Annotated in this window: 23 protein-coding genes; 11 read left to right on the forward strand and 12 right to left on the reverse strand. The window is 47.8% G+C overall.

Annotated features, from left to right (window positions below; translation table 11 throughout):
• Nucleotides 1-14 precede the first annotated feature (14 nt).
• Nucleotides 15-464, reverse strand: coding sequence for a methylated-DNA--[protein]-cysteine S-methyltransferase (locus D8Y20_RS06720; RefSeq protein WP_121542277.1), 450 nt, complete (start codon nt 462-464; stop codon nt 15-17).
• A gap of 86 nt (nt 465-550) precedes the next feature.
• Between D8Y20_RS06720 and D8Y20_RS06725 the strand changes: the two genes are divergently transcribed.
• Nucleotides 551-961, forward strand: coding sequence for a YqaA family protein (locus D8Y20_RS06725; protein ID WP_121542278.1), 411 nt, complete (start codon nt 551-553; stop codon nt 959-961).
• Between the two features lie 15 nt (nt 962-976).
• On the opposite strand, the gene smpB is transcribed toward D8Y20_RS06725, so the two are convergent.
• Together smpB and D8Y20_RS06735 are read right to left on the reverse strand one after the other, a co-directional pair.
• Nucleotides 977-1,417 (reverse strand): SsrA-binding protein SmpB, encoded by a 441-nt coding sequence (gene smpB / locus D8Y20_RS06730; protein ID WP_121542279.1) that lies wholly within the window; start codon nt 1,415-1,417, stop codon nt 977-979.
• A 209-nt stretch (nt 1,418-1,626) separates the two neighbouring features.
• Nucleotides 1,627-2,256: a TIGR04211 family SH3 domain-containing protein gene (locus tag D8Y20_RS06735; RefSeq protein ID WP_121542280.1), complete on the reverse strand. Its 630-nt coding sequence runs from the start codon at nt 2,254-2,256 to the stop codon at nt 1,627-1,629.
• A gap of 218 nt (nt 2,257-2,474) precedes the next feature.
• On the opposite strand from D8Y20_RS06735, the gene D8Y20_RS06740 reads away from it, so the two are divergent.
• Both D8Y20_RS06740 and D8Y20_RS06745 read left to right on the forward strand, forming a co-directional pair.
• Nucleotides 2,475-3,086 (forward strand): OmpA family protein, encoded by a 612-nt coding sequence (locus tag D8Y20_RS06740; protein WP_236075307.1) that lies wholly within the window; start codon nt 2,475-2,477, stop codon nt 3,084-3,086.
• Between the two features lie 121 nt (nt 3,087-3,207).
• Nucleotides 3,208-3,960 (forward strand): hypothetical protein, encoded by a 753-nt coding sequence (locus D8Y20_RS06745; protein ID WP_236075308.1) that lies wholly within the window; start codon nt 3,208-3,210, stop codon nt 3,958-3,960.
• A gap of 35 nt (nt 3,961-3,995) precedes the next feature.
• Here the strand turns inward: D8Y20_RS06745 and hemH are convergent, their stop codons facing one another.
• The 4 genes from hemH to D8Y20_RS06765 are packed head-to-tail and all read right to left on the reverse strand — an operon-like array spanning nt 3,996 to nt 8,891.
• A complete protein-coding gene (gene hemH, locus D8Y20_RS06750) occupies nt 3,996-5,012 on the reverse strand; it encodes a ferrochelatase (protein ID WP_121542282.1) in 1,017 nt (338 codons plus the stop codon).
• A 9-nt stretch (nt 5,013-5,021) separates the two neighbouring features.
• Nucleotides 5,022-5,333: an acylphosphatase gene (locus D8Y20_RS06755; protein WP_121542283.1), complete on the reverse strand. Its 312-nt coding sequence runs from the start codon at nt 5,331-5,333 to the stop codon at nt 5,022-5,024.
• Nucleotides 5,333-7,009, reverse strand: a complete 1,677-nt coding sequence (gene nadB / locus D8Y20_RS06760) for an L-aspartate oxidase (protein ID WP_121542284.1) — start codon at nt 7,007-7,009, stop codon at nt 5,333-5,335. The genes D8Y20_RS06755 and nadB overlap by 1 nt, the downstream gene beginning before the upstream one ends.
• On the reverse strand, nt 6,936-8,891 hold the full coding sequence (locus D8Y20_RS06765; RefSeq protein ID WP_121542285.1) for a penicillin-binding protein activator: 1,956 nt from the start codon (nt 8,889-8,891) through the stop codon (nt 6,936-6,938). The genes nadB and D8Y20_RS06765 overlap by 74 nt, the downstream gene beginning before the upstream one ends.
• Here D8Y20_RS06765 and rsmI point away from each other — a divergent pair.
• The 6 genes from rsmI to rfaE2 all read left to right on the forward strand — a co-directional run bounded on the left by rsmI (nt 8,890) and on the right by rfaE2 (nt 12,912).
• The gene (gene rsmI / locus D8Y20_RS06770) at nt 8,890-9,747 is read left to right on the forward strand and encodes a 16S rRNA (cytidine(1402)-2'-O)-methyltransferase (protein WP_121542286.1); all 858 of its coding nucleotides are present in this window, start codon (nt 8,890-8,892) and stop codon (nt 9,745-9,747) included. The two genes, D8Y20_RS06765 and rsmI, sit on opposite strands and share 2 nt — an antisense overlap.
• A gap of 83 nt (nt 9,748-9,830) precedes the next feature.
• Nucleotides 9,831-10,193 (forward strand): YraN family protein, encoded by a 363-nt coding sequence (locus tag D8Y20_RS06775; RefSeq protein WP_121542287.1) that lies wholly within the window; start codon nt 9,831-9,833, stop codon nt 10,191-10,193.
• Between the two features lie 119 nt (nt 10,194-10,312).
• Nucleotides 10,313-10,843: an SIS domain-containing protein gene (locus D8Y20_RS06780; RefSeq protein WP_121542333.1), complete on the forward strand. Its 531-nt coding sequence runs from the start codon at nt 10,313-10,315 to the stop codon at nt 10,841-10,843.
• On the forward strand, nt 10,840-11,793 hold the full coding sequence (locus tag D8Y20_RS06785) for a deoxyhypusine synthase family protein (RefSeq protein ID WP_121542288.1): 954 nt from the start codon (nt 10,840-10,842) through the stop codon (nt 11,791-11,793). The genes D8Y20_RS06780 and D8Y20_RS06785 overlap by 4 nt, the downstream gene beginning before the upstream one ends.
• Nucleotides 11,794-11,845: 52 nt before the next feature.
• A complete protein-coding gene (locus tag D8Y20_RS06790) occupies nt 11,846-12,430 on the forward strand; it encodes a BON domain-containing protein (RefSeq protein WP_121542289.1) in 585 nt (194 codons plus the stop codon).
• An 8-nt stretch (nt 12,431-12,438) separates the two neighbouring features.
• Nucleotides 12,439-12,912, forward strand: coding sequence for a D-glycero-beta-D-manno-heptose 1-phosphate adenylyltransferase (gene rfaE2 / locus D8Y20_RS06795; RefSeq protein WP_236075311.1), 474 nt, complete (start codon nt 12,439-12,441; stop codon nt 12,910-12,912).
• Nucleotides 12,913-12,916: 4 nt separating this feature from the next.
• On the opposite strand, the gene D8Y20_RS06800 is transcribed toward rfaE2, so the two are convergent.
• The 3 genes from D8Y20_RS06800 to D8Y20_RS06810 form a co-directional block, all read right to left on the reverse strand.
• Complete coding sequence (locus tag D8Y20_RS06800) at nt 12,917-13,858, reverse strand: PLP-dependent cysteine synthase family protein (protein WP_121542335.1); 942 nt, start codon at nt 13,856-13,858, stop codon at nt 12,917-12,919.
• Between the two features lie 70 nt (nt 13,859-13,928).
• Entirely contained in the window at nt 13,929-14,858 is a 930-nt protein-coding gene (gene gluQRS / locus D8Y20_RS06805) for a tRNA glutamyl-Q(34) synthetase GluQRS (protein ID WP_236075312.1), read from the reverse strand.
• Entirely contained in the window at nt 14,839-16,698 is a 1,860-nt protein-coding gene (locus D8Y20_RS06810) for a cation:proton antiporter (protein ID WP_121542290.1), read from the reverse strand. The genes gluQRS and D8Y20_RS06810 overlap by 20 nt, the downstream gene beginning before the upstream one ends.
• 398 nt (nt 16,699-17,096) lie before the next feature.
• Here D8Y20_RS06810 and gpmI point away from each other — a divergent pair, with 398 nt between their 5' ends.
• Nucleotides 17,097-18,728, forward strand: a complete 1,632-nt coding sequence (gene gpmI, locus D8Y20_RS06815; protein ID WP_121542291.1) for a 2,3-bisphosphoglycerate-independent phosphoglycerate mutase — start codon at nt 17,097-17,099, stop codon at nt 18,726-18,728.
• Between the two features lie 199 nt (nt 18,729-18,927).
• Nucleotides 18,928-19,629 (forward strand): DUF4126 domain-containing protein, encoded by a 702-nt coding sequence (locus D8Y20_RS06820; RefSeq protein WP_121542292.1) that lies wholly within the window; start codon nt 18,928-18,930, stop codon nt 19,627-19,629.
• A gap of 73 nt (nt 19,630-19,702) precedes the next feature.
• On the opposite strand, the gene D8Y20_RS06825 is transcribed toward D8Y20_RS06820, so the two are convergent.
• A complete protein-coding gene (locus D8Y20_RS06825; protein WP_147434033.1) occupies nt 19,703-20,437 on the reverse strand; it encodes an SEL1-like repeat protein in 735 nt (244 codons plus the stop codon).
• Between the two features lie 56 nt (nt 20,438-20,493).
• Entirely contained in the window at nt 20,494-21,186 is a 693-nt protein-coding gene (locus D8Y20_RS06830) for a histidine phosphatase family protein (RefSeq protein WP_121542294.1), read from the reverse strand.
• Nucleotides 21,187-21,207 lie beyond the last annotated feature (21 nt).

Consider the following 21,207-nt stretch of genomic DNA (forward strand, 5'->3'; position numbering starts at 1 on the left):
CCTTTCCAAGCTCTTTACATCGAAGCTGCTGCCTCAAGACTCAACAGCTGCTGTTTCCATAGTGATCCAAAGGCAAATCCACCCAATCCGTCCGCTGCAACCACACGATGACAAGGTATCATAACAGGCAATGGATTTGCCCCTAAAGCCTGCCCCATTGCGCGCGGTGAAGTGTGCAATGCCTTAGCTACTTCACCATAGGTACGCATTTCACCGACGGGTATCTTCAACAGCGCCACGCGCATACGCTGCTGAAATACCGTCGCAGCAGGAGCCAATGGCGGCAATGCTTGCATATCCCCATTGAAATAATGCTCAAGCCATTCAGATACCGGATCAGCATGCGGCAATAGCAACGTCTCATCCTGGGCACCCGGCTCTTGCTGCAACATAAGGCGAGTACAGCAGCAGCCATCCCACGCATAATGAATTTGTCCTAATTCACTAGAAAAGAGATACATCATGCAGAAAGGATAACACATGATTGGCTTGTACCCATACATGGACATAGATTCTGAAGTCTGCAAACACTCATCAACAAGGGCGTTAAATGGACTGGACACTTTTTTTCTCAGCACTGATCTCTTCAACGTTATTTCCCGGCGGATCAGAAGCACTACTACTCTACCGTTTAAATGAAGGGGGAGCTGCCATCACGCTCGTATTCATCGCCACAGCCGGCAATGTATTGGGCAGTTGCATCACCTATGCTATGGGACGCCTTGGTAATCAAGCCGTACATAAAAAATGGTTACGTATTTCAGCCGAGCAGACTGAACGGGCAGAAGTGTGGTTTCATCGTCATGGTCAAGCATCGTTATTACTGGCCTGGTTGCCCATCATTGGCGACCCACTATGTCTTATTGCAGGTCTGTTACGATGTAACCTTATTACGTTCCTGGTTCTGGTCACTATAGGAAAATTTATCCGTTATGCTGTGCTGGCTTTACCATTCTTTTAACCATCACATCTTCCATTACATTTTATATTGGCGCTGTAAATTACGTTTAACATCCTTCTCTTTCAAATCATGGCGTTTATCATGTGCTTTTTTACCACGAGCCAGACCAATTTCCAGCTTCACATAATTGCGTTCATTAAAATAGATTTTCAGGGGTACAAGCGTTAGCCCCTTCTCTTTAAGCTTACCCATCAGGCGATGAATTTCTTTAGCCTTTAACAACAGCTCGCGCGAGCGGGTTGGATCCGCAGGATTATTCATCGCGGCCGGCTTGTAAGGATTAATGTGACAGCCAATCAACAGCAAGCGATCCTTACGGATAATACAGTGCCCCTCATTCAGACTGGCTTGCCCAGCACGAATCGACTTTACCTCAGGGCCAAGCAGAATCATGCCTGCTTCATAGGTTTCTATAATATGATATTCATGCCGCGCACGACGATTTACAATAGCCATTTGCGAATCCTAACCCAAACTGATCATGAGGCTAGCCCGAAATAGAACAGACTGGCCCGTATGATTCATAAACCGGCATGATGATTGCGCAGGACCTATGTTTGCAACGGGTTACGAGGAGCGTTCGCACCCATATTTACGGACGGCCGACGAGAGCCCTTGGCAGATCAATGATAAGCAGCGGCGCTGCAACGTTTGTGCATTACTGGCTAGTATCTACCCCAACGCTCTTTGCGGCGAAATTTCAAATGCGGCGCCAATAAACCCAGCAATATGCCAAGTAAAATCGCGCCACCACCAAGCATAAACCAGCGCTGTTGGGCCCCACTACGGATATCATGTGTATCCTGACGTAAATCCTCCAAGGCCCTTTCAGCATTCTGTGCACTGACCTGCAAAGCCTTATTTTCATCTGCAATAATCACTGCATTGGCTGCTACTTTGCGGATATGATCCAGTTCTTTCTGGATTGCTTTATTTTCCACGCCTAACTTTGCATGCTCTAACTCGAGTGTTTGTTTAGCCTGCTTTAAACTTTTCAGTTGGCTCAACTCTTTCTCAGCCCAGGCCAGGCGATCTCTGGCGGCAGGAGACTTCATCAAATACCGACTTAAAATCCAGCCTTCTTTACCTTGAGGTGTGCGCACTCTCGTATAACCCGCTTCGGACTGCTCAAGCACCTCTACAGCGACACCACTGGGCAGCATTTTCACAATAGTAAAACTGGTACCTTGTCCGGATCGCAACGGCAATTTGGCTTGATCTACGATATATCGGGTTTCAGCCTGCACCGACGAGATACCCACAAACAACGCAAAAATGATCATCAAGGCTTTCATAAAACTCTCCATACACTTACAACGAGCGGGCATCATAACATGAACTATCAATCACTTAATATGTTTTATCAACATGCAGGAGCAAAAGCCCTTATGCATTGAACTATCTACTTGATAGCATCAAATATGTGATTTACTATCCGCTGGTTAGGGTTCTATAAAGGGAGTTTCTTTTCATGCACAAGTTCAGGTTTTTTCTGATTTTTTTACTGTTTTCTGTGTCATCCTGTAGCACTATTGATTCAATTTTTAACACGGATGAACCGGAAGTCGCTGTTCCGGCAAGTAACGACAAACTCGCCTCTGAAAACAATCGCTTAGAAACAGAAATTTCTGCTCTGCGTGGTTCGTTACAACAGCTCAAAGATGACATTGCACGCAAAAAAGCTGAAAAAGCCCGTGCTCTTGGAGCAGAACAGCAAGCCCCCACACAAAAAGCAATTCCAATAGACCGTTTATGGGTGACCGTTTCATTTCGATCCGGCCACATGGCACTGACATCAGATTCGGGGAAAGCACTAAAACGACTGGCTGCAAAATTTCTATCCAAAGACCGTGAGCAAACGATTGAAGTGCGTGGATACACTGATGATGAACCTATCGGTGGCTATGCCCGCAGCAGGCACACCCCACGTCACCCCTACAAAACCAACCTGGCACTGAGTCAGGCGCGTGCGGATAATGTGGCAGGAGCACTCATTAACGCAGGATTACCACAAAACATCGTGAAAGCGCAGGGATTCGGTGCTGCAGATTTTGCTGCCGATAACAACAGCGATGCAGGCCGTCAGAAAAACCGTCGGGCAGAAATACATCTGGTTAGTCGCTAAACACATTATTCCAAAAAAACAGTCCTGTGAAAGCCGGGCTGTTTTTTTTTGCCTACCTGCAGATATCATTGCATGATTGTTAGCATCCACAACACACAAACTAGATTTCTAGGGGAAAAATATGTCAGCGGATAATCAAATCACGGCAAAGATCGGCTTAAGCTTTCCCATGGTTATTGCTATCACGGCTCTCATCCTTTCTCTGGCCTCTGGCATCGTCAACTACAGACAAAATAATCTTTCCAATCTGGAAAGTAGCCTGAGAGACACACGCGATCAGTTACAACTGGCTAAAAATGATATTACTGATATTCAAATGAATACGATTCAACAGCTTGTAGATGCTGAACTCGCCATTAAAAACCAGGCTGAATTAAAACATGAAAATGAAACACTAACTGAAAAACTCAAAGAATCGAAAATCCGTATGGGTGAATTAGAAAGGCAAATCAAACGCATGGATGACAAAATCAGCAGCCAGTCTTCCGCATTAAAAAAAGCACAAAAGAGAGCTAAAGCATCTCATTCAAAAACAAGGGCTAGCGCCAAGATCCCCCAGCCTGCTGACAAAAGCAGAGCAAGCAATGCCTCTGCCAGCGTGGAAATCTATTTAAATAACATACCTACTGCATTGCAAAACAGTATTATAAAATCTATCAAAGAGGATAAATTTAGACCTACTTTCCCTGCCTTGACCAAATCGATGCATCTAAGCAAAAAAACTACTATTTTTTATTACAACGAAACCTATAAAAACATTGCAAACAATCTACGCAACATTTTGATGGCACAGAACAAAGGTAAAGTCCTGCTAAAAAAAGGTGCTAGCGCCTACGCTGCAAATAAAATCATTGTGCACCTGATCGGACAGTAACAGAGCACGCCTGCGCCAACCCTTGGCAGGCATGATCATGACCCCAGATGTTTCATCACTATCTGACTTAATGCCTTAATATGCGCATCACCATCATTTAAAGCAGGAATATAACGATACTGCTGACCGCCCGCCTCGAGAAAATAATCACGATTTTCCATGGCCACCTCTTCGATAGTCTCCAGGCAATCTGCTGCAAACCCAGGGCAAATCACATCAACAGATTTCACCCCTTCCTCACCCCACGCTTTCAACGTGGCATCGGTATATGGCTGCATCCATTGCTCACGGCCAAAACGCGACTGAAATGATACAAAGGAGCTCTCTTCATCCAGCTCCAGCTGCTCACGCAACAGCCTTGCTGTTTTTCGACAATGACAGGGATAGGGGTCTCCATTTTTGAAATAACGTTCAGGAATACCGTGATAACTCATCAGTAAGCGTTCAGGTTTACCATGTTCTGCCCAGTAATTTCGCACACTCTGGGTCAATGCTTCAATATAAGCCGGGTGATCATGATACGCGTCAATCATATGCAGCTCCGGAACGCGCCTCCATGACTTCAACACGTCGGATACAGCATCAAATGTAGATGCTGTCGTAGTCGCGGAATATTGTGGATAGAGTGGCAACACAATAATTTTCTTGCAGTTTTTTGATCGCAAGGTTTCCAGACCGGCCTGGATTGATGGATTACCATAACGCATCGCAAGCTCAACATGCACATGGTCGCCAGCGGCTTCGCGCAGACTATCGGCTAGTTTTTTCTGCTGATTTTTGCCAATCGCCAACAGTGGAGAGCCCTCATCTGTCCATACTTTACGATAAGCTGCCGCCGATTTGGCTGGGCGCACATTCAAAATAACAGCGTTTAGCACCAACCACCAGAGCCAGCGCGGTTGTTCTACCACACGCGGATCCCAAAGAAACTCTTTGAGATAGGCCCGTACAGCTTTTGTTGTGGGCGCATCCGGAGTACCAAGATTGGTTAACAACACCCCTGTTGAAACCGGCTGCTCATGATTAAATTCCTGTTGTGCATTGAAACGCATTATTACCCCTTACACCCTGTCGCATCTGTCATGACTTACATCAACATCACGCACACTAAAATCGCTCAGTGATCCTGTTATCTGAAGCGGTACAAATGTTACAGCATCGACGCTTGCACCCACGGGCCCGCGCCTCAGCCAATCCTGCATAGCTTGCATGGGCAGTGCATCACCACAAATACAACACTCCACACTGCCATCCGCCCTGTTTCTCACCCAACCTCGAAGGCCCAGTTCTCGTGCCTTAAGGCGCGCATGATAGCGAAAACCGACACCCTGAACACGTCCGTGCAGGTGAACAAGAAGCCCTCTCTCTGACATCAGTGCTCTGGCCGCAGCACAGTATCCGATGCCACTGCTGAGGATTGAGGATAATCAGTGGAGTAATGTAGCCCGCGAGACTCAAGGCGCTGCTCAGCACTGCGTATAATCAATTCGGCCAACAAAGCGATATTACGCAGTTCCAGAAGATCCTGACTCACCGGATGTTTCCAATAATAGGAGGCAATCTCATCCTGAATAATACGCAGACGGCGAGCTGCACGGCGCAGACGTTCATCAGAACGCACAATACCAACATAGTGTGACATGGTAGCCCTGATTTCATCCCAGTTCTGTTTGATCTGAATACGTTCGATTTCCGGTACAATGCCTGAGTCATCCCAATTCGCTATTTCACAGGCAGGAGGCACTGGCTGCTTGATCACATCAGCAGCACAACCATCAGCCATGACCAGGCATTCAAGTAACGAATTGCTGGCCAGTCGATTGGCACCGTGCAATCCCGTACATGCGGTTTCTCCAATCGCATACAGACCATCCAAACTCGTTTTACCAGTCACATCCGCTTGAATGCCACCACAAATATAGTGAGCCGCAGGCACCACCGGCACAAGCTCCTGAGTTAAATCTATACCCAACGCCAGCAGACGACTGTGAATATTACGAAAGTGATCCAGAATAAGATTCGCGTTTATCGGGCGGGCATCAAGATACATGCAATCAACGCCCTGTTTTTTTATCTCATGGTCAATCGCACGTGCGACAATATCGCGTGAAGCCAGTTCTCCGCGTTCATCATAATCAAACAGGAAACGGCGCCCATCAGCATCTACGATATGCGCACCCTCCCCCCGCAGAGCCTCGGACAACAACATATTGGAGCCTTCACGATGATACAGGCAGGTGGGATGAAATTGGATAAATTCAAGATTCATCACCGCACAACCGGCACGCCACGCCATTGCAATGCCATCGCCGGTCGCGGCATGGGGATTGGATGTATAGAGATAGACCTTACCTGTACCGCCGGTTGCCAAAATGGTTTGCCCGGCTGCAATCGTAATCACCTCACCATCTGGATTCAGTACATAGGCACCAACACAGCGCTTTTGACCGGCATCTGTAGATACTGACGTTACCAAATCAATGGCGACATGCTCTTCAAGCCGTGTCACATTGGCATGCGGAGCAATCTGTGCCAGCAGCGCCTCGCTAATCGCTCGCCCTGTTGCATCCTGAACATGAGCCACACGCCGACTACTATGGCCCCCTTCTCTGGTCAGGTGCAATGCGCCGTTTTCCTCATCGAAAGCAGTACCTATCTCAACCAGCTCATCAATAATCTCACGACCATGTCCAATAATGACACGCACCACATCCTCATGACAAAGTCCCACACCGGCATCCAGAGTGTCCTGTACATGCGAATCGAAAGAGTCACTCTCCGACATTACACCGGCAATCCCACCTTGCGCATTCCAGGTGCTGGAATCTTTAAACCTGCCTTTATTCACCAACAACACCTGCCCATGTGCAGCAAGTCGATTGGCTGCCAACAAACCAGCAGCGCCACTACCAATAATCAGATAGTCCGCATGCAGGTGCTTACATTCTGTCAACGACTGATTCGCAGACACAGGTTTATCGTGCAGGAACAATTTTTCCCTTTTTAATACTAAAAATATCCAACTGTTTTTGTCCAACCCCGGAAGCATCGAACAACACGTGTCCGGTCATAGCAGGGAAACCATCCGGATCGCGCAACTCACGAAACAGAGCCTGTTTTTCAAGCCCCAAACGACTCGTGATCATCGTCGCAATACGCATTGTATCATATGCCAGACTCATCAATTGCGATGTATTTTCATCGCCCCATACACTGCGATGTACTTGATTGAATTGCCGGATAGCAGGGTCTTTATGATCCATCTCTTGTGACAGATTGGAGATAGCAAATCGCGCCCGCGACAAATATCGTCCCCGATCATCCAACAGATGGCCATCCTGCCAACGGCTACTGCCATACAACGGCACACCTGAAATATCAGCATAGGCCAACTGCCCCGCCAACAGCGCAATCTGCTTACCATTTAAAGCTAGGTAGATTGCATCAAAATTCACAGGCACACGAAACTCCATCTCCATCTCAGGCAAAAAGACATTCAACTCTTCATCCAACTCAGCCAGGAGCTGATCATCATCTGTTTCAAAACGCAGCTGATTCAAAACGTCACGATAATCCAACGTTCCACGCTCCATTTTCAGTGTTTCAATGACTTCACCACCAAGCGATTCAAATGAAGCAACAAACATATCCGCTTCTTTCTGGCTTTCACCATCCGCAGCGATCACAACCATGCGCTTCGCATCATGTTTCCATGCATAATTGGCCATCACATCAATTTGAGCCAATGGTGAAAGTGTATGCACAAACAACGCATCTGATTTATGTGCCAGATGGGTTCGACCGGTCAGGCTGATGACTGGAATGCCATACTTCAAATAAGGCGCGATAGCTTCTGTCGTTTCAGCCAACAGTGGGCCAACAATAATATTGACCGATTCATTGGCCAGCTTGCGGTAGGCTTTTATTGCCGTCTCTGCATTCGAACCGGTATCTTCTACGCGTAGCGTAATATATTGATCAAACTCCGTTGCAGCCAAAGCCATGCGAACACCGCGCAGCGCCTGCTCCCCGAAACGGGCATATTTACCACTTAATGGGAGCAGCACACCGATTGTTGCAGCACTGATTTCTCCAGCAGCCCAGGATTGAAGCTGCCGACTCTCTGCACTACCCGGCATCAATTTCGACAAGGAGCTGGCAATTTTATTTACCCCGACCATATCGCCACTCATCAAATGGGCGCGTCCGGCATACAGTGAAAAGGCAGGTAGAATATCAGGCGATAAGGAACCGTTTGTCATCAACATATCGATGGTATCCAACGAAGCACGGCGAGCGGCCATTCTCAACCAGCTATCACGTCCTGACACATCTATCTGCGCTGCCGACAACAGCCAGCTTATCGCTTCACCCTCGTCTGCATACTGGACAATGGCAGGGCCGATATCGAACACTTCATCCACCAGCTCACGGGTCAAACGTGGATGAACAAGTGCTTTTCTCAGGCTCGCCAGCGTAGCGTTGGCATCATCTTGCTGCATCCACCAGCGCGCCTTCCAAACATAGGCATACGGCACCAGAGCATGATCAGGGTATGCATCCATGGTTGCTTGCATCACCCTCGCCGCATCAGGTCGGTTACCGGCCAGCATCAACTGGGCTCTGCGAAATGCTGCCTCCTGATGCACAACAGGAGAGGGATCCAGCATCAATCGCTCCAACTCCTGAAACACATGTTCAATGTCGCCACCATCACGTGCCTGCTGCATCAAATATTTTATTTCAGCGACACTCTCAGGAGCCACGGCCATACGAGAGACCGATTCAGCACCTTTTACAGCATGTCTGTTCGCCGTCTCAGTCGGCGTTTTGGGTTGGCAGGCGCTGAGTAATAACAGCACCCCCATAGCAACTAGCATCATGATAGGCATTGCAGCCGGAGGGGTAGGAAGATAACGTGTCCACAACATGGATTCGCAGCCTAAACATCAATCGACATCCGGCCAACTGTTCGTCGTCGCCACGCCTATCGGAAATCTCGCCGATATGACCTATCGTGCCGTCGAAACACTGAAGCAGGCTGACATCATCGCCGCTGAAGACACACGCAACAGCCGTAAACTGTTGCAACATTATGGCATCACCACAGCCATGATTGCAGTGCATGAACATAATGAAGCCAACATGATTCAAACCCTGCTGCCACGTTTGCAACAGGGCGAAAACATCGCACTCATCTCTGACGCTGGTACGCCATTAATTTCTGATCCCGGTTATCGACTGGTGCGCGGCTTGCGTGCTGAAGGTATTCGTATTGTCCCGATTCCCGGTGCCAGCAGTGTGCTTACATCCTTGTGTGCAGCGGGACTGCCAACGGATCATTTTCGTTTTACCGGCTTTTTACCCCGCAGTGGCAAAACCCGTCAGCAGGCGCTCAACCGCATCAATGGTTCGGATGAAACCGTCGTGATCCTGGAATCACCACACCGCCTGTTAAGTACACTACGCAATATCCAGACCTGTATGGATGCCTCCCGTGAACTGGTTGTGGCCCGTGAATTAACCAAGCTATTTGAAGAATTCGTCGCTGGCAGTGCCACAGAACTCATCAGCCATTTTGAACAACATGCACCACGCGGAGAGATTGTCTTATTGATTGGCCCTGCCACGGAGGCCGCTGTGGAACTTACGGATCAACAAATTATTGAATGTTTAGCCAGCCCCGCCATGCAAGCCCTACCGCCCTCAGCTCGCGCAAAAGCGGTCGCCAATATGCTCGGTGTAGCCAAATCCCGCGCCTATGCGCTGATTACAGGCAACAACTAAGAAGATGCTGATGCACTGCATCCTGCAAGAGAACAGCGTTTCCCTACACAACTACTCCCCTTGTTGAATCCCCCTCTCCTTACATGAGCACCAAACTGGGACAAGCTGGTGAAGATCGTGCCGTCCGCTATCTACAGCGCCGCGGTTATACTATTTTAGGACGTAATATCCGTCTGGCTCGTGGTGAACTGGACATCATCGCCAAACGCGATGAATTACTGGTTTTTGTTGAAGTAAAAGCCCATCAAACCTATGAGTCAGCCCTGCTGGCTGTGCACCCGGACAAGTGTGCCAGACTACAATCAGCTGCTGAAACATGGTTAAGCCACCATCCAAACTACGCCCATTTACAATGCCGCTTTGATTTAATCATCCTCACCCCTAGAATCGGCTTACCAATGTGGGTTTCTCCTCGCATTGAACACATGGAGGATATTATCAGGTGAGTGCTGAAGAGATTGCATCCAAGTCAATCGCGTCCAAAGCAGACGATACTAAACAATCAGTATCGCACGCATTGATTCAACAGGCCTTTGCCGATGGCATTGTACTGCGTCAACAATGCATGACAGAGCTTACTGAGCCATTATTAGCTGCCGCGGCTGTCATGATCGAATGCCTCACACACGGTGGTAAAATTCTGGCCTGCGGTAATGGCGGCTCAGCTGCCGATGCTCAGCATTTTGCCGCTGAACTGGTTAATCGTTTTGAAATGAACAGACCTGGATTAGCCGCTGTAGCCCTGACCCATGATGCCTCTGTCATCACCAGCATCGCCAATGACTTCTCTTTTGCGCAGGTATTTTCGCGACAGGTAGAAGCACTTGGTCGCCCGGGCGATGTGCTACTGGCAATTTCTACCAGCGGTAATTCTGAAAATGTAGTCGCCGCTGCAACTGCCGCGCATGCAACAGGTATGCAAACCATCGCCCTTACCGGCGGACATGATGGCGGAGATCTCGGACAGAGTAAGTATGTGCAACATCATCTGAATATTAATCACCCCTCCACTCCCCGTATTCAGGAAATGCATATCACCTGCCTGCATATCTTATGTACAATAATTGATAGCGACATGTTTGGGGGCAGATCATGATTATTAAACCACTTTCATTGAAAAAGCTTAAAACGGTCCCCCTGTCGCAACGTAAAATTGATAGTGACAGTAAAGATTTTGGTGCCCCTTACAAGGCAGGCAACAGCCTGGAAGACTTCCTCTGCAGCCTACCCAATTTGGGCTGTGCAGGAGATCTGTTTCATATACGTGATGCCATAGTCTCAGCTTATCGCAACAAATATGCTGTCATTCTGGCCTGTGGTGGACATGTGTTCGACTCTGGTCTTGGCCCTATGATTTGCCGGCTGATCGAGCAAAAGATCATTACCGGTCTGGCGCTTACTGGTGATGCATTGGAACAGGATGTTGAAATAGCCATCTCCGGTCGCACTGTCACAGCGCGCGAACGCGAACTCCGTGATGGTAACTACTGCATTACCGAAGAAACAGGCTGTTTGATTAACGATGCAATCAATTATGGCGCACTGGAAAATCAAGGTATTGGCAACAGCGTAGGCAAACGCCTGAATGAGACAGAGTTTGAGCATCTTGATCACTCTGTACTGGCCACAGCATTTCGTTATGGCGTGCCTGTTTCTGTGCATCCGTCCATCGGTGCCGATGCTTTTTGTTTGCACCCTGCTGCACGCGGTGAATCATTGGGTTCAACCAGCATCAAAGATTTCAGACTGCTGGCAGGCATGATGGCTGCATCCAGCCATGGTGTAGTCATCAACATTGCCTCCAGTGTTGTCTTGCCTCGTGTGTTACTACAGGGCGTGGACGCAGCCCGAAATGTTGGTAAAAATATTGAATCACTCACCACCGCGGTGATTGATCCCGCCGCCAGCTCTTCTGCTATTACCGATGTCGTAAATAGACTGTCCTCACCCAATGGGGCAGGTTTCTGGTTATCCGGCCCTGATGAAATCCTTGTTCCTCTTCTATTTGCTTCCGTAGTGGAAACATTGGGTGATGAAGTGATCTGATAAGATCAGTTAAATATAATAATAAACACCCACTAATTACTCAGGAGATCACATGCCCTTGTTACGTCTATTTATATTAGTTTTATTCACACTTTCTCTGTCCGGTTGCCTGGCCGGTGCCATTGTTGGTGGAGCCACGGCCGTGGGCAACACAACACAGGACGAACGCACTATTGGCCGACAGTTTGATGATACCGTTACCGCCTCCAAAATTGATGCACGTCTGATTGCAGAACGTGATATGCCTTCACGCTGGGTCAGTATTGAGGTCATCAATGGCCATGTAACCTTGATTGGGAATCTGCCCAGCAAATCCCATATTGATCGCGCCATCTTTATCACCAAACAGGTCAATGGCGTTGTTGATGTAAAGAACAAGCTTGAAATCGGCAAACCAAAATTGCGTGCAATCATGTCTGACTCATGGATTACCGCCCAGGTAAAACGACAGTTCTGGAACGATAAACTGGTTTCCGGTTATAAAATTCATGTCGAAACAATCAATGGCAAAGTGTATCTGCAAGGTGTTGTCCACAAACTTGTTGAACGTCAGCGCGCCAAAGAGATTGCCCGCAAAACCAAGGGTGTTACGGCTGTCATTGATATGATGCGATCCGGTAACGACAAAAATTCGTGAGCCCGGCCTTGCTGCGCCATCAAAGCACCCTTCAGCAAGCCATCCAACAGGTTGAAGCCTGGAAAGCTGAAGGTAAAAAAATCGTTTTTACCAATGGCTGTTTTGATCTGTTGCATCCCGGCCACATCGATTATCTGGAAAAAGCAGCCGAGCATGGTGATATTTTTATAATCGGCCTTAACGATGATGATTCCATTCGCCGTTTAAAGGGTGAAACACGCCCGATCAATCCACTGTCAGATCGCGCCATCATGTTGGCGGCCCTGCGTGCGGTCGATCTGGTTGTACCGTTTTCTGAAGACACCCCCTTGAACCTGATCTCAGCACTCATGCCCGACACCCTGATTAAGGGCGGGGATTATCAACCCGATGATATCGTTGGTGCTTCCGAAGTACGCAACAACGGTGGCGAGGTACTGGTCATCCCCTTCGTGGAGGGTTACTCCAGCTCAAATCTCATTCTGCGTATTCAGAACAGCTAAACAGTTATATTCCGTCGGCGTACGTCACACAATCATTACCGGAAAATACCGGTGTGGTTAGATATTTTTCGCCACCATCAGGAAAAATAGTCACGATTTCCCCAGCTTTACCTTCCGCCGCCAGTTTTTCAGCCACTTTCAATGCCGCCGCCAGAGAGCAGCCACAGGACTGACCACAAAGAATCCCCTCTTCAGAAGCCAAGCGCTGGGTAAAGCGATAAGCCACATCGGTATCAATACCAATCTTCTGATCATGTACGCTCGCATCATAAATACCCGGTACTATGCTGGACTCGATATGTTTCAGACCTTCAATACCATGAAAAGGAGAATCAGGTTCGGCCGCCACAATTTGGATATCGGCATTCATTTTTTTCAGATAACGGCCTGTACCTACCAATGTGCCGGAGGTGCCTAACGAAGCGATAAAGTGTGTCACTTTACCATCACTGTCACGCCAGATTTCAGGGCCAGTGGACTCTTCATGGGCACGAGGATTGGCCGGATTATTGTACTGATCCGGTTTAAAATAGAGCTCTGGATTGGCTTCATAGATTTTGCGTGCATCCATAATGGCACCATCAGAGCCTTCCAGAGGATCGGAGAGCACCAGATCAGCGCCGAAAGCACGGCAAATGCATTTACGCTCTTCTGATACATTACCCGGCATCACCAGACGGACCCGGAACCCCATGGTGGCTCCAATCATCGCCATAGCGATGCCTGTATTACCGGATGTAGAATCAAGAATGGTTTTATCTTTACTCAACAACCCCTTCTTAAGGCCATCTCTGATCATCCACAAAGCGGGACGATCTTTTACCGAGCCCCCCGGGTTACAACGCTCAAGTTTGGCGAAAATGCGGATATTATCCGGCAAATGACTGGTGATGTTTTGCAACTGCACCATGGGGGTATTACCGATTAAATCTAAAATTGCAGTCACTACATTCTCACCTTTGTGCCTTTTCTTGATCTGCGCCATGCGCCTTTAAAAACGCGCCAATCATGGCAGATCAAGGTCTCTTGCCAAGTACATCTAATATTTTATCTCTATCGGTATCGGAAAAAGGCCAGCTGTAGCGACCCGGTTCAGTTAAAAATGCGCGCAGCTTTTGTGGCTCTACGCCCAACTGGCGCAATCCTTTCAGCGTTGTGCTGCCATGCCGCTTGGCCAGCCTTTCACCGTCGATATCGCATAACAGGCCGTGATGCATATACACTGGTTCAGGCAGCTCCAACAAGCACTGCAACAGACGGTGAATGCCGGTACTCTCTCTCAAATCATCACCACGAACGATATGCGTGATACCTTGCGCTGCATCATCAATAACAACCGCAAGATGATAACTAAAGCCAATATCTTTGCGCCCTATAATAATATCGTGATCAATCGTATGCGCATGTCTCAGGCCTGACGAATCCAGCCAGCTCACATCATCACCAACCGCTTTTAATGCTCTCTCTACATTTAGCCGCCATGCAAAAGGTTCATCCTGCATACGCTGCGCTTGTTCATATATTGACCTGTCTCTGCATGTGCCAGGATATTCCACCAGCACATCTGCTGCATGTGGCGCAGATGCCATACGTGCAGTCTCCTCCCGAATCTCTTTACGGGTACAGAAACAGGGGTAAATCACCTGCATCTCTCTAAGCTGTTCTATGGCCTGCATATAGGCCCCGGTATGCTGGCTCTGATATTGAACCGGTTTACTCCATTCTAAACCCAACCAATGCAGATCTTCTATCAACGCATCCGTGTATATTGGTTTACAGCGGGTATGATCAATATCTTCGATACGCAATAGCAACTCAGCATCATGTTGTTTGGCCCAAGCTGCGCAAAACAGCGCCGAATAGGCATTACCAACATGCAACAAGCCGGTGGGACTGGGCGCAAAGCGTGTGCGATAGTGCAATGAATCAGGCTGTTTTTGGTTCAATTTGGCGTGACGATGGAGGTAAAATCAACGGCTGATTTTCCTTATTCCGCTCAGGCCGCATCAGCATTTTTATTTCATCACCTGCTTCAAAAGCAAGCGCATCATGCGGCACCAGAGTCAGCCCTTCCCGAACGATAGCCATCGGCTGTATGCCATGCTGAATACGGCAATCGGCCATACGCATACCAATCAGCGGTGAATCAGGCTCAATATAACGCGATTCATAGGTCAAGCGTTTGCGATAAGCCTGATCGTTCCAATAGGTATAATTATACGGTTTGGCAAACAAACGATGGGCTTGCAACTGATGAATCATGCTGGCGTGTTTTACTTCATCCTCTTCCTGCAACGCGATATATATCTCAGGGATATGGAACTGTTCATTCGCCAATCGTGCAATCAACAGATTGTGATCCGATGAACCCGTCATCACCAGAGCACAACCAATCTCTTCGGCGTGACATATCTCCCAATACAGTGGGTCAAGCGCATTACCACACACTGCATCGTAACCTGAACGTTTTAGACCACCAATGACTTCAGCATTCAAGTCCAAAAATCTGACTTCTCGATCTTCACCCAGCGCCCTACCAAGCTCTGCACCAATTTGCCCGCCACCGATAATCAACACCGAGCGTTCATCGCCACCTTGAATCTGCAACGCTTTCTTCAAACGCGCTGCAAACAGACTATAACCAAGCACAGATACAATAATGACGATATATACCATTGCCAGCAGCATCTCAGCCTGAGAATCACCATTTTCTTGCAGGATAAGCACAAAAAGAGAGGTAATTGCAGCCGCCACCACACCACGTGGCGCCATACCTGCCAAATACATAGACTCATTCATGGTCAAACGACTACCTAAGGTCGATAAAAAGACAATCATCGGCCGCACAATCACTGCCAGGATCACGCACAACAACAAGCCCTGCCACAAGTATGCATACATTACCGACAAATCCATTTGACCTGCCAACAACACAAACAACACGGATATCAGCAGCATCGACAGACTGCCTTTGAAATGTTTAAGGCGCTGGATATCATGCACTTCCATGCGTTGCAGCGTTGCTCCCATCATTAACATTGCCAACAGACCAGCCTGTTCACTGATCGAATCTGCGACAAGAAACAGTCCCCATGCCGAACTCAGCGTTAAAACCGTTCGTATTTCGAAATCTTTGGCCCAATGTGTCCCTAGTAACCAACCCAACAAACGCCCACCAGCTAACCCAACAGCTGCGCCAACACCCACTTTATACAACATATCCAGAGCCACAGTCGATGCAGACATATTGAGTGTCATGGCAACCTGAAGCATCACAATTGCCAATATCGCCCCGATCACATCGATCAACATGGCTTCAGCTGTTAATATATGACTGATATTGCGACCCAATCGCATTTGACGAACTATTGGCATAATGACCGTAGGGCCACCCACCGAAACCAGCGCACCAAACAGCAAAGCCAGCTGCCATTCCATGCCTACAATGTAATGCGCCGCAGCACCGCCTATTAACATGGTCAATAATGGCCCGATCAATACCAGCTTACCTACCACCCAGCCGTTTTCACGCAGCGCCTTGAGATTAAGGTTTAATCCACCCTCAAAAAGAATAATTGCCAGGCCAAGCTCAATAAGTGTGTGCAGTGCCGGGCCAATGGTTTCTACATGCAGGGCATGCAGGCCAAATGGGCCCAACGCCATGCCTGCAACGAGCCACAACAGAATAGGAGGAAACCGAAAACGGTACGCCAGCATCTGTGCTGTTGTGGCAATCACAACCGCAACAACAAATGTCGTAGTGGGGGTTACAGTTTCTGGAAACATCGCCAATGAAGCTGACGTTATGAAGTCAGGTCGGCAAGCAGCCTGTTAGCAACAACAATTAACATATTATATATTAATAGTTTATAAACATAACACTTGCTGTGCTTTCTCTTCAAAAGGTCCAGGAAAGATGGATTCTACAAGAAATTGACCATACACCACATCAGATAGTGCTTCTGTCATATAATGTTCACGATATTCCGTCGTTTAAATCGCACAAACAGCGGATTGATTGCTTCTCCAGCTGGGTAGATATTGTACAGTGTACTCAAGGGAAAGTGACCTGAAATAGCAAACGTAGCAGCCATAGTTGCCTATTGCACAACATGCGTCCCAGCTGATGACATGCTATGGTTCCGCCAACTTTACAAAAGCATATGGCAGAACAGGTGAATTCAATGAAAGCAAACAGACATTTCAGCAAACCCGATGGGAGTAAGCGCCCGGTACTACTCATTGTAATGGATGGCTGGGGCATGGGCACAGGTGGCCCGGAAGATGCCATTGCACAAGCCAAAACACCTGTATTTGATCGATTAATGCAAGATTATCCGAACACCCGCTTGATGACGCATGGCTCCTATGTAGGCCTGCCTTCAAACAAAGATATGGGAGGCTCGGAAGTAGGACATCTGACCATGGGTGCTGGCATGGTGCTGGATCAGGGTCCAACCCGTATCAACAAAGCCATTGCAGATGGCTCCTTTTTTGAATCCAAAGCACTGCAGAAGATAATGAAGAATATCGAAAGTAGCGGTACGCTACACCTGCTTGGCCTGCTATCTGATGGAAACATTCACTCTCATATCGATCATTTCACCACATTGATTGCACACGCGTTTAAACGTGGTGTAAAAAAGTTGCGCATCCATGCCCTGCTTGACGGACGCGATGTAGGTATTCAGTCGGCTGAGCAATTTGTCTCTGTACTGGAAGATCAATTCACAACGATCAATCAACATGATGGTTTTGATTTCGCTTTTGCCTCTGGTGCCGGCCGTGAACGCTTGATCATGGATCGTGATAACAACTGGCCTAAAGTCGAAGCGGGCTGGAATTTAATGGTGCATGGTAAAGCAGAGTTCCGTTTCACATCAATGCAGGCTGCGATTGACCAGTTCAGATCAGAGCAACCGGATCTGATCGATCAGGACATGCCAGGATTTGTCATCGTTGATGAAGAGGATAAAGCTATCGGTTCAATCAATGATGGCGATGCTGTCATCATGATGAACTTTAGAGGTGACCGTGCTATTGAAATCACCGAAGCGTTTGAACTGAATGATTTTGATGGCTTTGATCGCGGCATACGGCCTAACATCACTTACGCAGGCATGATGGTTTATGATGAAGATAGAGACCTTCCCAGCTTGCAAATTATGGGCCCTACCAAAGTAGATAACCCGTTTGGTAAACGTATTCTTGCACTTGGCATTAAACAGTTCCGCCTGACCGAAACACAAAAATATCCACATGTGACCTTCTTTTTTAATGGTGGCTACCGTAAACCACTGGATGCCTCCATGGAAGATTATATCCTGATCGATTCGGATAAAAACGTATCCTTTGCTGATGCACCGCAGATGAAAGCTGCAGACATTGCCGACAAAGCCGTGCAACTGATAGAAAGTGGCGAATATGGCTTTGGGCTGATCAACTTTGCCAATGCCGATATGGTGGGGCATTGTGGAAAAATGGGGCCTGCCATACAAGCGATTGAAACCGTAGATACGTCTGTTGGACGTATTGTTACCGCTCTGCAAAAAGCAGGCGGCTGCGCGCTTATCACCGCCGACCATGGCAATGCCGAAGAGATGTTGGTGTTTAAAGCAAATGGTGACTCCGAAGCCTGTACCAAACACTCCACGAATCCGGTTCCCTGTATTCTGTTTGACTCCGCCTACGATGGCTCCTACCAACTTAGAAAAGGTAATATCACACATGGGCTATCGCATCTGGCCGCAACACTTTTTGAAATCATGGGCTATGATGTTCCGGATGATCTGGATCCTTCATTGATCTCATATTAATCTCAGGTTGATCTCAGGTTGATCTCAGGTTGATCTGATCAGAATGTTGCTATTGGCGTAACTATTCCCCGCTGATGAAGCCTTTACGCTTGCCTCATCTATTTGATCCGGCAACTATTCAGCAGTAAGCTGATCTCTTCATAGATAGTTTCCAATAATAAAGAGCTATCTGAATTGATCACGCAACAGGAGTCGCCTTATGGAACAGCTCGATCAAATTGCCGGCATACTCGCGCTAACCATGGGAGCGGCATGGGCTAGCGGCATCAATCTCTATGCCGCTATTCTGATGCTCGGCCTGATGGGCACAACGGGCAATATTGATTTGCCTCCAGGCTTGGAAATACTCACCGATCCGATGGTGCTAATGGCTGCCGGAGTAATGTATGCGGTTGAGTTTTTCGCAGATAAAATCCCCGGCGTAGATACTGGCTGGGACTCCATTCACACATTCATCCGTATTCCTGCCGGTGCCATGTTAGCAGCCGGTGCTGTCGGTGATGTGACCCCTGCTCTTAATCTGGCCGCAGGCATTATGGGAGGCGGTTTAGCCGCCGCCACGCATGCCACCAAAGCCGGTTCCCGCGCACTGATCAATACGTCGCCGGAACCGTTCAGTAACTGGACGGCATCTATCACTGAAGATGTGGCTGTGATTGGCGGTTTGTGGACCGCATTGAATCATCCGACCCTGTTTCTTGCATTGATGTTCGTGTTCATTGTCCTGATGATTTGGCTATTACCTAAATTATGGCGCGCACTTAAAACAGTCTTCAGAAAAATCCGCGGTTTTTTCGGTGCCAAAGAAGATCCTGCTGCCAGCCCCTCTCCTGCACCGCCATTAGAAACGACAGTAGACAAGCCATCTGAACATCAACCGGCCCCGCCCGATAAAACGTAAACGCGCTACTCTCGCTCAGAAGGCATCCTTCCTATGAATCGCTGATTTATCAACGTTCCTGAGCAGACCCTAATCAGCGTTTACCCTGTTCCTCGGCCATATCACTTGCCATTGTTTCACCAATTTCAGCCGTTTCCGATCTGTTTAAACCTTCATACTCTGGCCATGATTTTGAGAAATCCTCTGTAATACCAACATGTGCAGGCTTCTCTTGAGCTTGTACGGGAGGAGCTTTTGATTCAATAATTTTTATCTCTGCTGGTTCAAGCTTTACCGGCTTAACGCCTGTTGGCTGCGCATGGGTCAATACAGCGGGACGTTTCGCTGGATTCACCGGGGCATACTGTTTTGCTGGCTGAAGCGCCAACGGCTCAGCAAATGTTTCAATCTGCAGTGGCTGTTTCTTAGCTGCAGCCGGCGCTGGTACCGGAGCCTTTTCTATTGTTGTTTTTGCGATTTTTTCTTTGTTTTTTTGTTGTGGTGAGATCGGCTTATGATCAGTCCAGAATGATGATATCTGTTTTTTTCTAGCCTGCTCAGAGAGGCTATGTTCCAAATTTTGTAGCTTATAACGGGCGGCCAGATGACCTTGCTGAGATGCTGCTGTAAGCCAGCGGCTAGCCTTTTGGAAGTCTCTTTGCACGCCATTGCCTTTTGCATACATCATGCCCAATACAAATTGCGCCTGCTCATTCTCTGCCTGAGCTGCCGCCTTACACAGAGGCAATGCTCTGGCATAGGATTTCATATAATATGATTGTAAACACTCCTGAGCATCAACCGCAGCAACAGCATTGATGCTACTCACAACAAGTATCCCCAAACTGGCAATTACAGATAGAAATATGTTACCGATAGTGCGATTCACTGGTTTATATCAAGCAGATGATAACTACCATCGTCTTTTTCAATCAGGTGGGATATTTTTCCATTAGATAGTTTATAGCGCCCATCCGGCTCCAGCTTCTGCAATGTTTCCATCAGGCGCGAACCAATATGATAATGCGAAACAATCAGGATGCGCTTTCCAGTGCCTGCAAAACGTTTACGGATAAGCTGTACGGCCTTAAACATCTGCAACAAACCATCACCATAATTTTTTGCCGCAAATCTCCGCTGGGCCTGATCATCAGGAAACATGAAATAGCGCCTCATCTTCGGCTCAAGACGAATAGTGTCTCCCCGCTGTAAATTGAATGATGATAAACGGCTTGTTTTCGTCTGCCAGCAACACTCCTCTAATTCCGGCCATACCTCAGCCTTCAAATTGTGTTTTTTTAAATAAGGAAAAATGGTGTTTAGAGTGCGATATTTGGGACTGACGATAATATAATCAAAACGTAACGCATCAAGCTTCTGCGTTAAATCAGCCACCTGTTTTAGCCCTTTTTCTGAAAATGTACGATCATTTTCATGCGTATGGTGATGGGTTACATTGCCCACGGTTTCACCATGCCGTGCAAAATAAATCTCTGTTGCAGGAGCCGCATATGCCGAAGCTGTTATTACAAAAAATGCACAACAAAGCGTCGCCAACAATACCTTCATCTTTTTCATATGCTTAGCTTAGCAGTTTTA

Origin of the sequence: Mariprofundus sp. EBB-1, assembly GCF_003665155.1 — a bacterium.
Lineage (GTDB): Bacteria > Pseudomonadota > Zetaproteobacteria > Mariprofundales > Mariprofundaceae > Mariprofundus.

Coding starts and splice junctions, on each gene's coding strand:
- D8Y20_RS06720 (WP_121542277.1), bottom strand. CDS start 464: ATGATGTATCTCTTTTCTAGTGAATTAGGACAAATTCATTATGCGTGG.
- D8Y20_RS06725 (WP_121542278.1), top strand. CDS start 551: ATGGACTGGACACTTTTTTTCTCAGCACTGATCTCTTCAACGTTATTT.
- smpB (WP_121542279.1), bottom strand. CDS start 1,417: ATGGCTATTGTAAATCGTCGTGCGCGGCATGAATATCATATTATAGAA.
- D8Y20_RS06735 (WP_121542280.1), bottom strand. CDS start 2,256: ATGAAAGCCTTGATGATCATTTTTGCGTTGTTTGTGGGTATCTCGTCG.
- D8Y20_RS06745 (WP_236075308.1), top strand. CDS start 3,208: ATGTCAGCGGATAATCAAATCACGGCAAAGATCGGCTTAAGCTTTCCC.
- hemH (WP_121542282.1), bottom strand. CDS start 5,012: ATGCGTTTCAATGCACAACAGGAATTTAATCATGAGCAGCCGGTTTCA.
- D8Y20_RS06755 (WP_121542283.1), bottom strand. CDS start 5,333: ATGTCAGAGAGAGGGCTTCTTGTTCACCTGCACGGACGTGTTCAGGGT.
- nadB (WP_121542284.1), bottom strand. CDS start 7,009: ATGCTTCCGGGGTTGGACAAAAACAGTTGGATATTTTTAGTATTAAAA.
- rsmI (WP_121542286.1), top strand. CDS start 8,890: ATGGATTCGCAGCCTAAACATCAATCGACATCCGGCCAACTGTTCGTC.
- D8Y20_RS06765 (WP_121542285.1), bottom strand. CDS start 8,891: ATGTTGTGGACACGTTATCTTCCTACCCCTCCGGCTGCAATGCCTATC.
- D8Y20_RS06775 (WP_121542287.1), top strand. CDS start 9,831: ATGAGCACCAAACTGGGACAAGCTGGTGAAGATCGTGCCGTCCGCTAT.
- D8Y20_RS06780 (WP_121542333.1), top strand. CDS start 10,313: ATGACAGAGCTTACTGAGCCATTATTAGCTGCCGCGGCTGTCATGATC.
- D8Y20_RS06785 (WP_121542288.1), top strand. CDS start 10,840: ATGATTATTAAACCACTTTCATTGAAAAAGCTTAAAACGGTCCCCCTG.
- D8Y20_RS06790 (WP_121542289.1), top strand. CDS start 11,846: ATGCCCTTGTTACGTCTATTTATATTAGTTTTATTCACACTTTCTCTG.
- D8Y20_RS06810 (WP_121542290.1), bottom strand. CDS start 16,698: ATGTTTCCAGAAACTGTAACCCCCACTACGACATTTGTTGTTGCGGTT.
- gpmI (WP_121542291.1), top strand. CDS start 17,097: ATGAAAGCAAACAGACATTTCAGCAAACCCGATGGGAGTAAGCGCCCG.
- D8Y20_RS06820 (WP_121542292.1), top strand. CDS start 18,928: ATGGAACAGCTCGATCAAATTGCCGGCATACTCGCGCTAACCATGGGA.
- D8Y20_RS06830 (WP_121542294.1), bottom strand. CDS start 21,186: ATGAAAAAGATGAAGGTATTGTTGGCGACGCTTTGTTGTGCATTTTTT.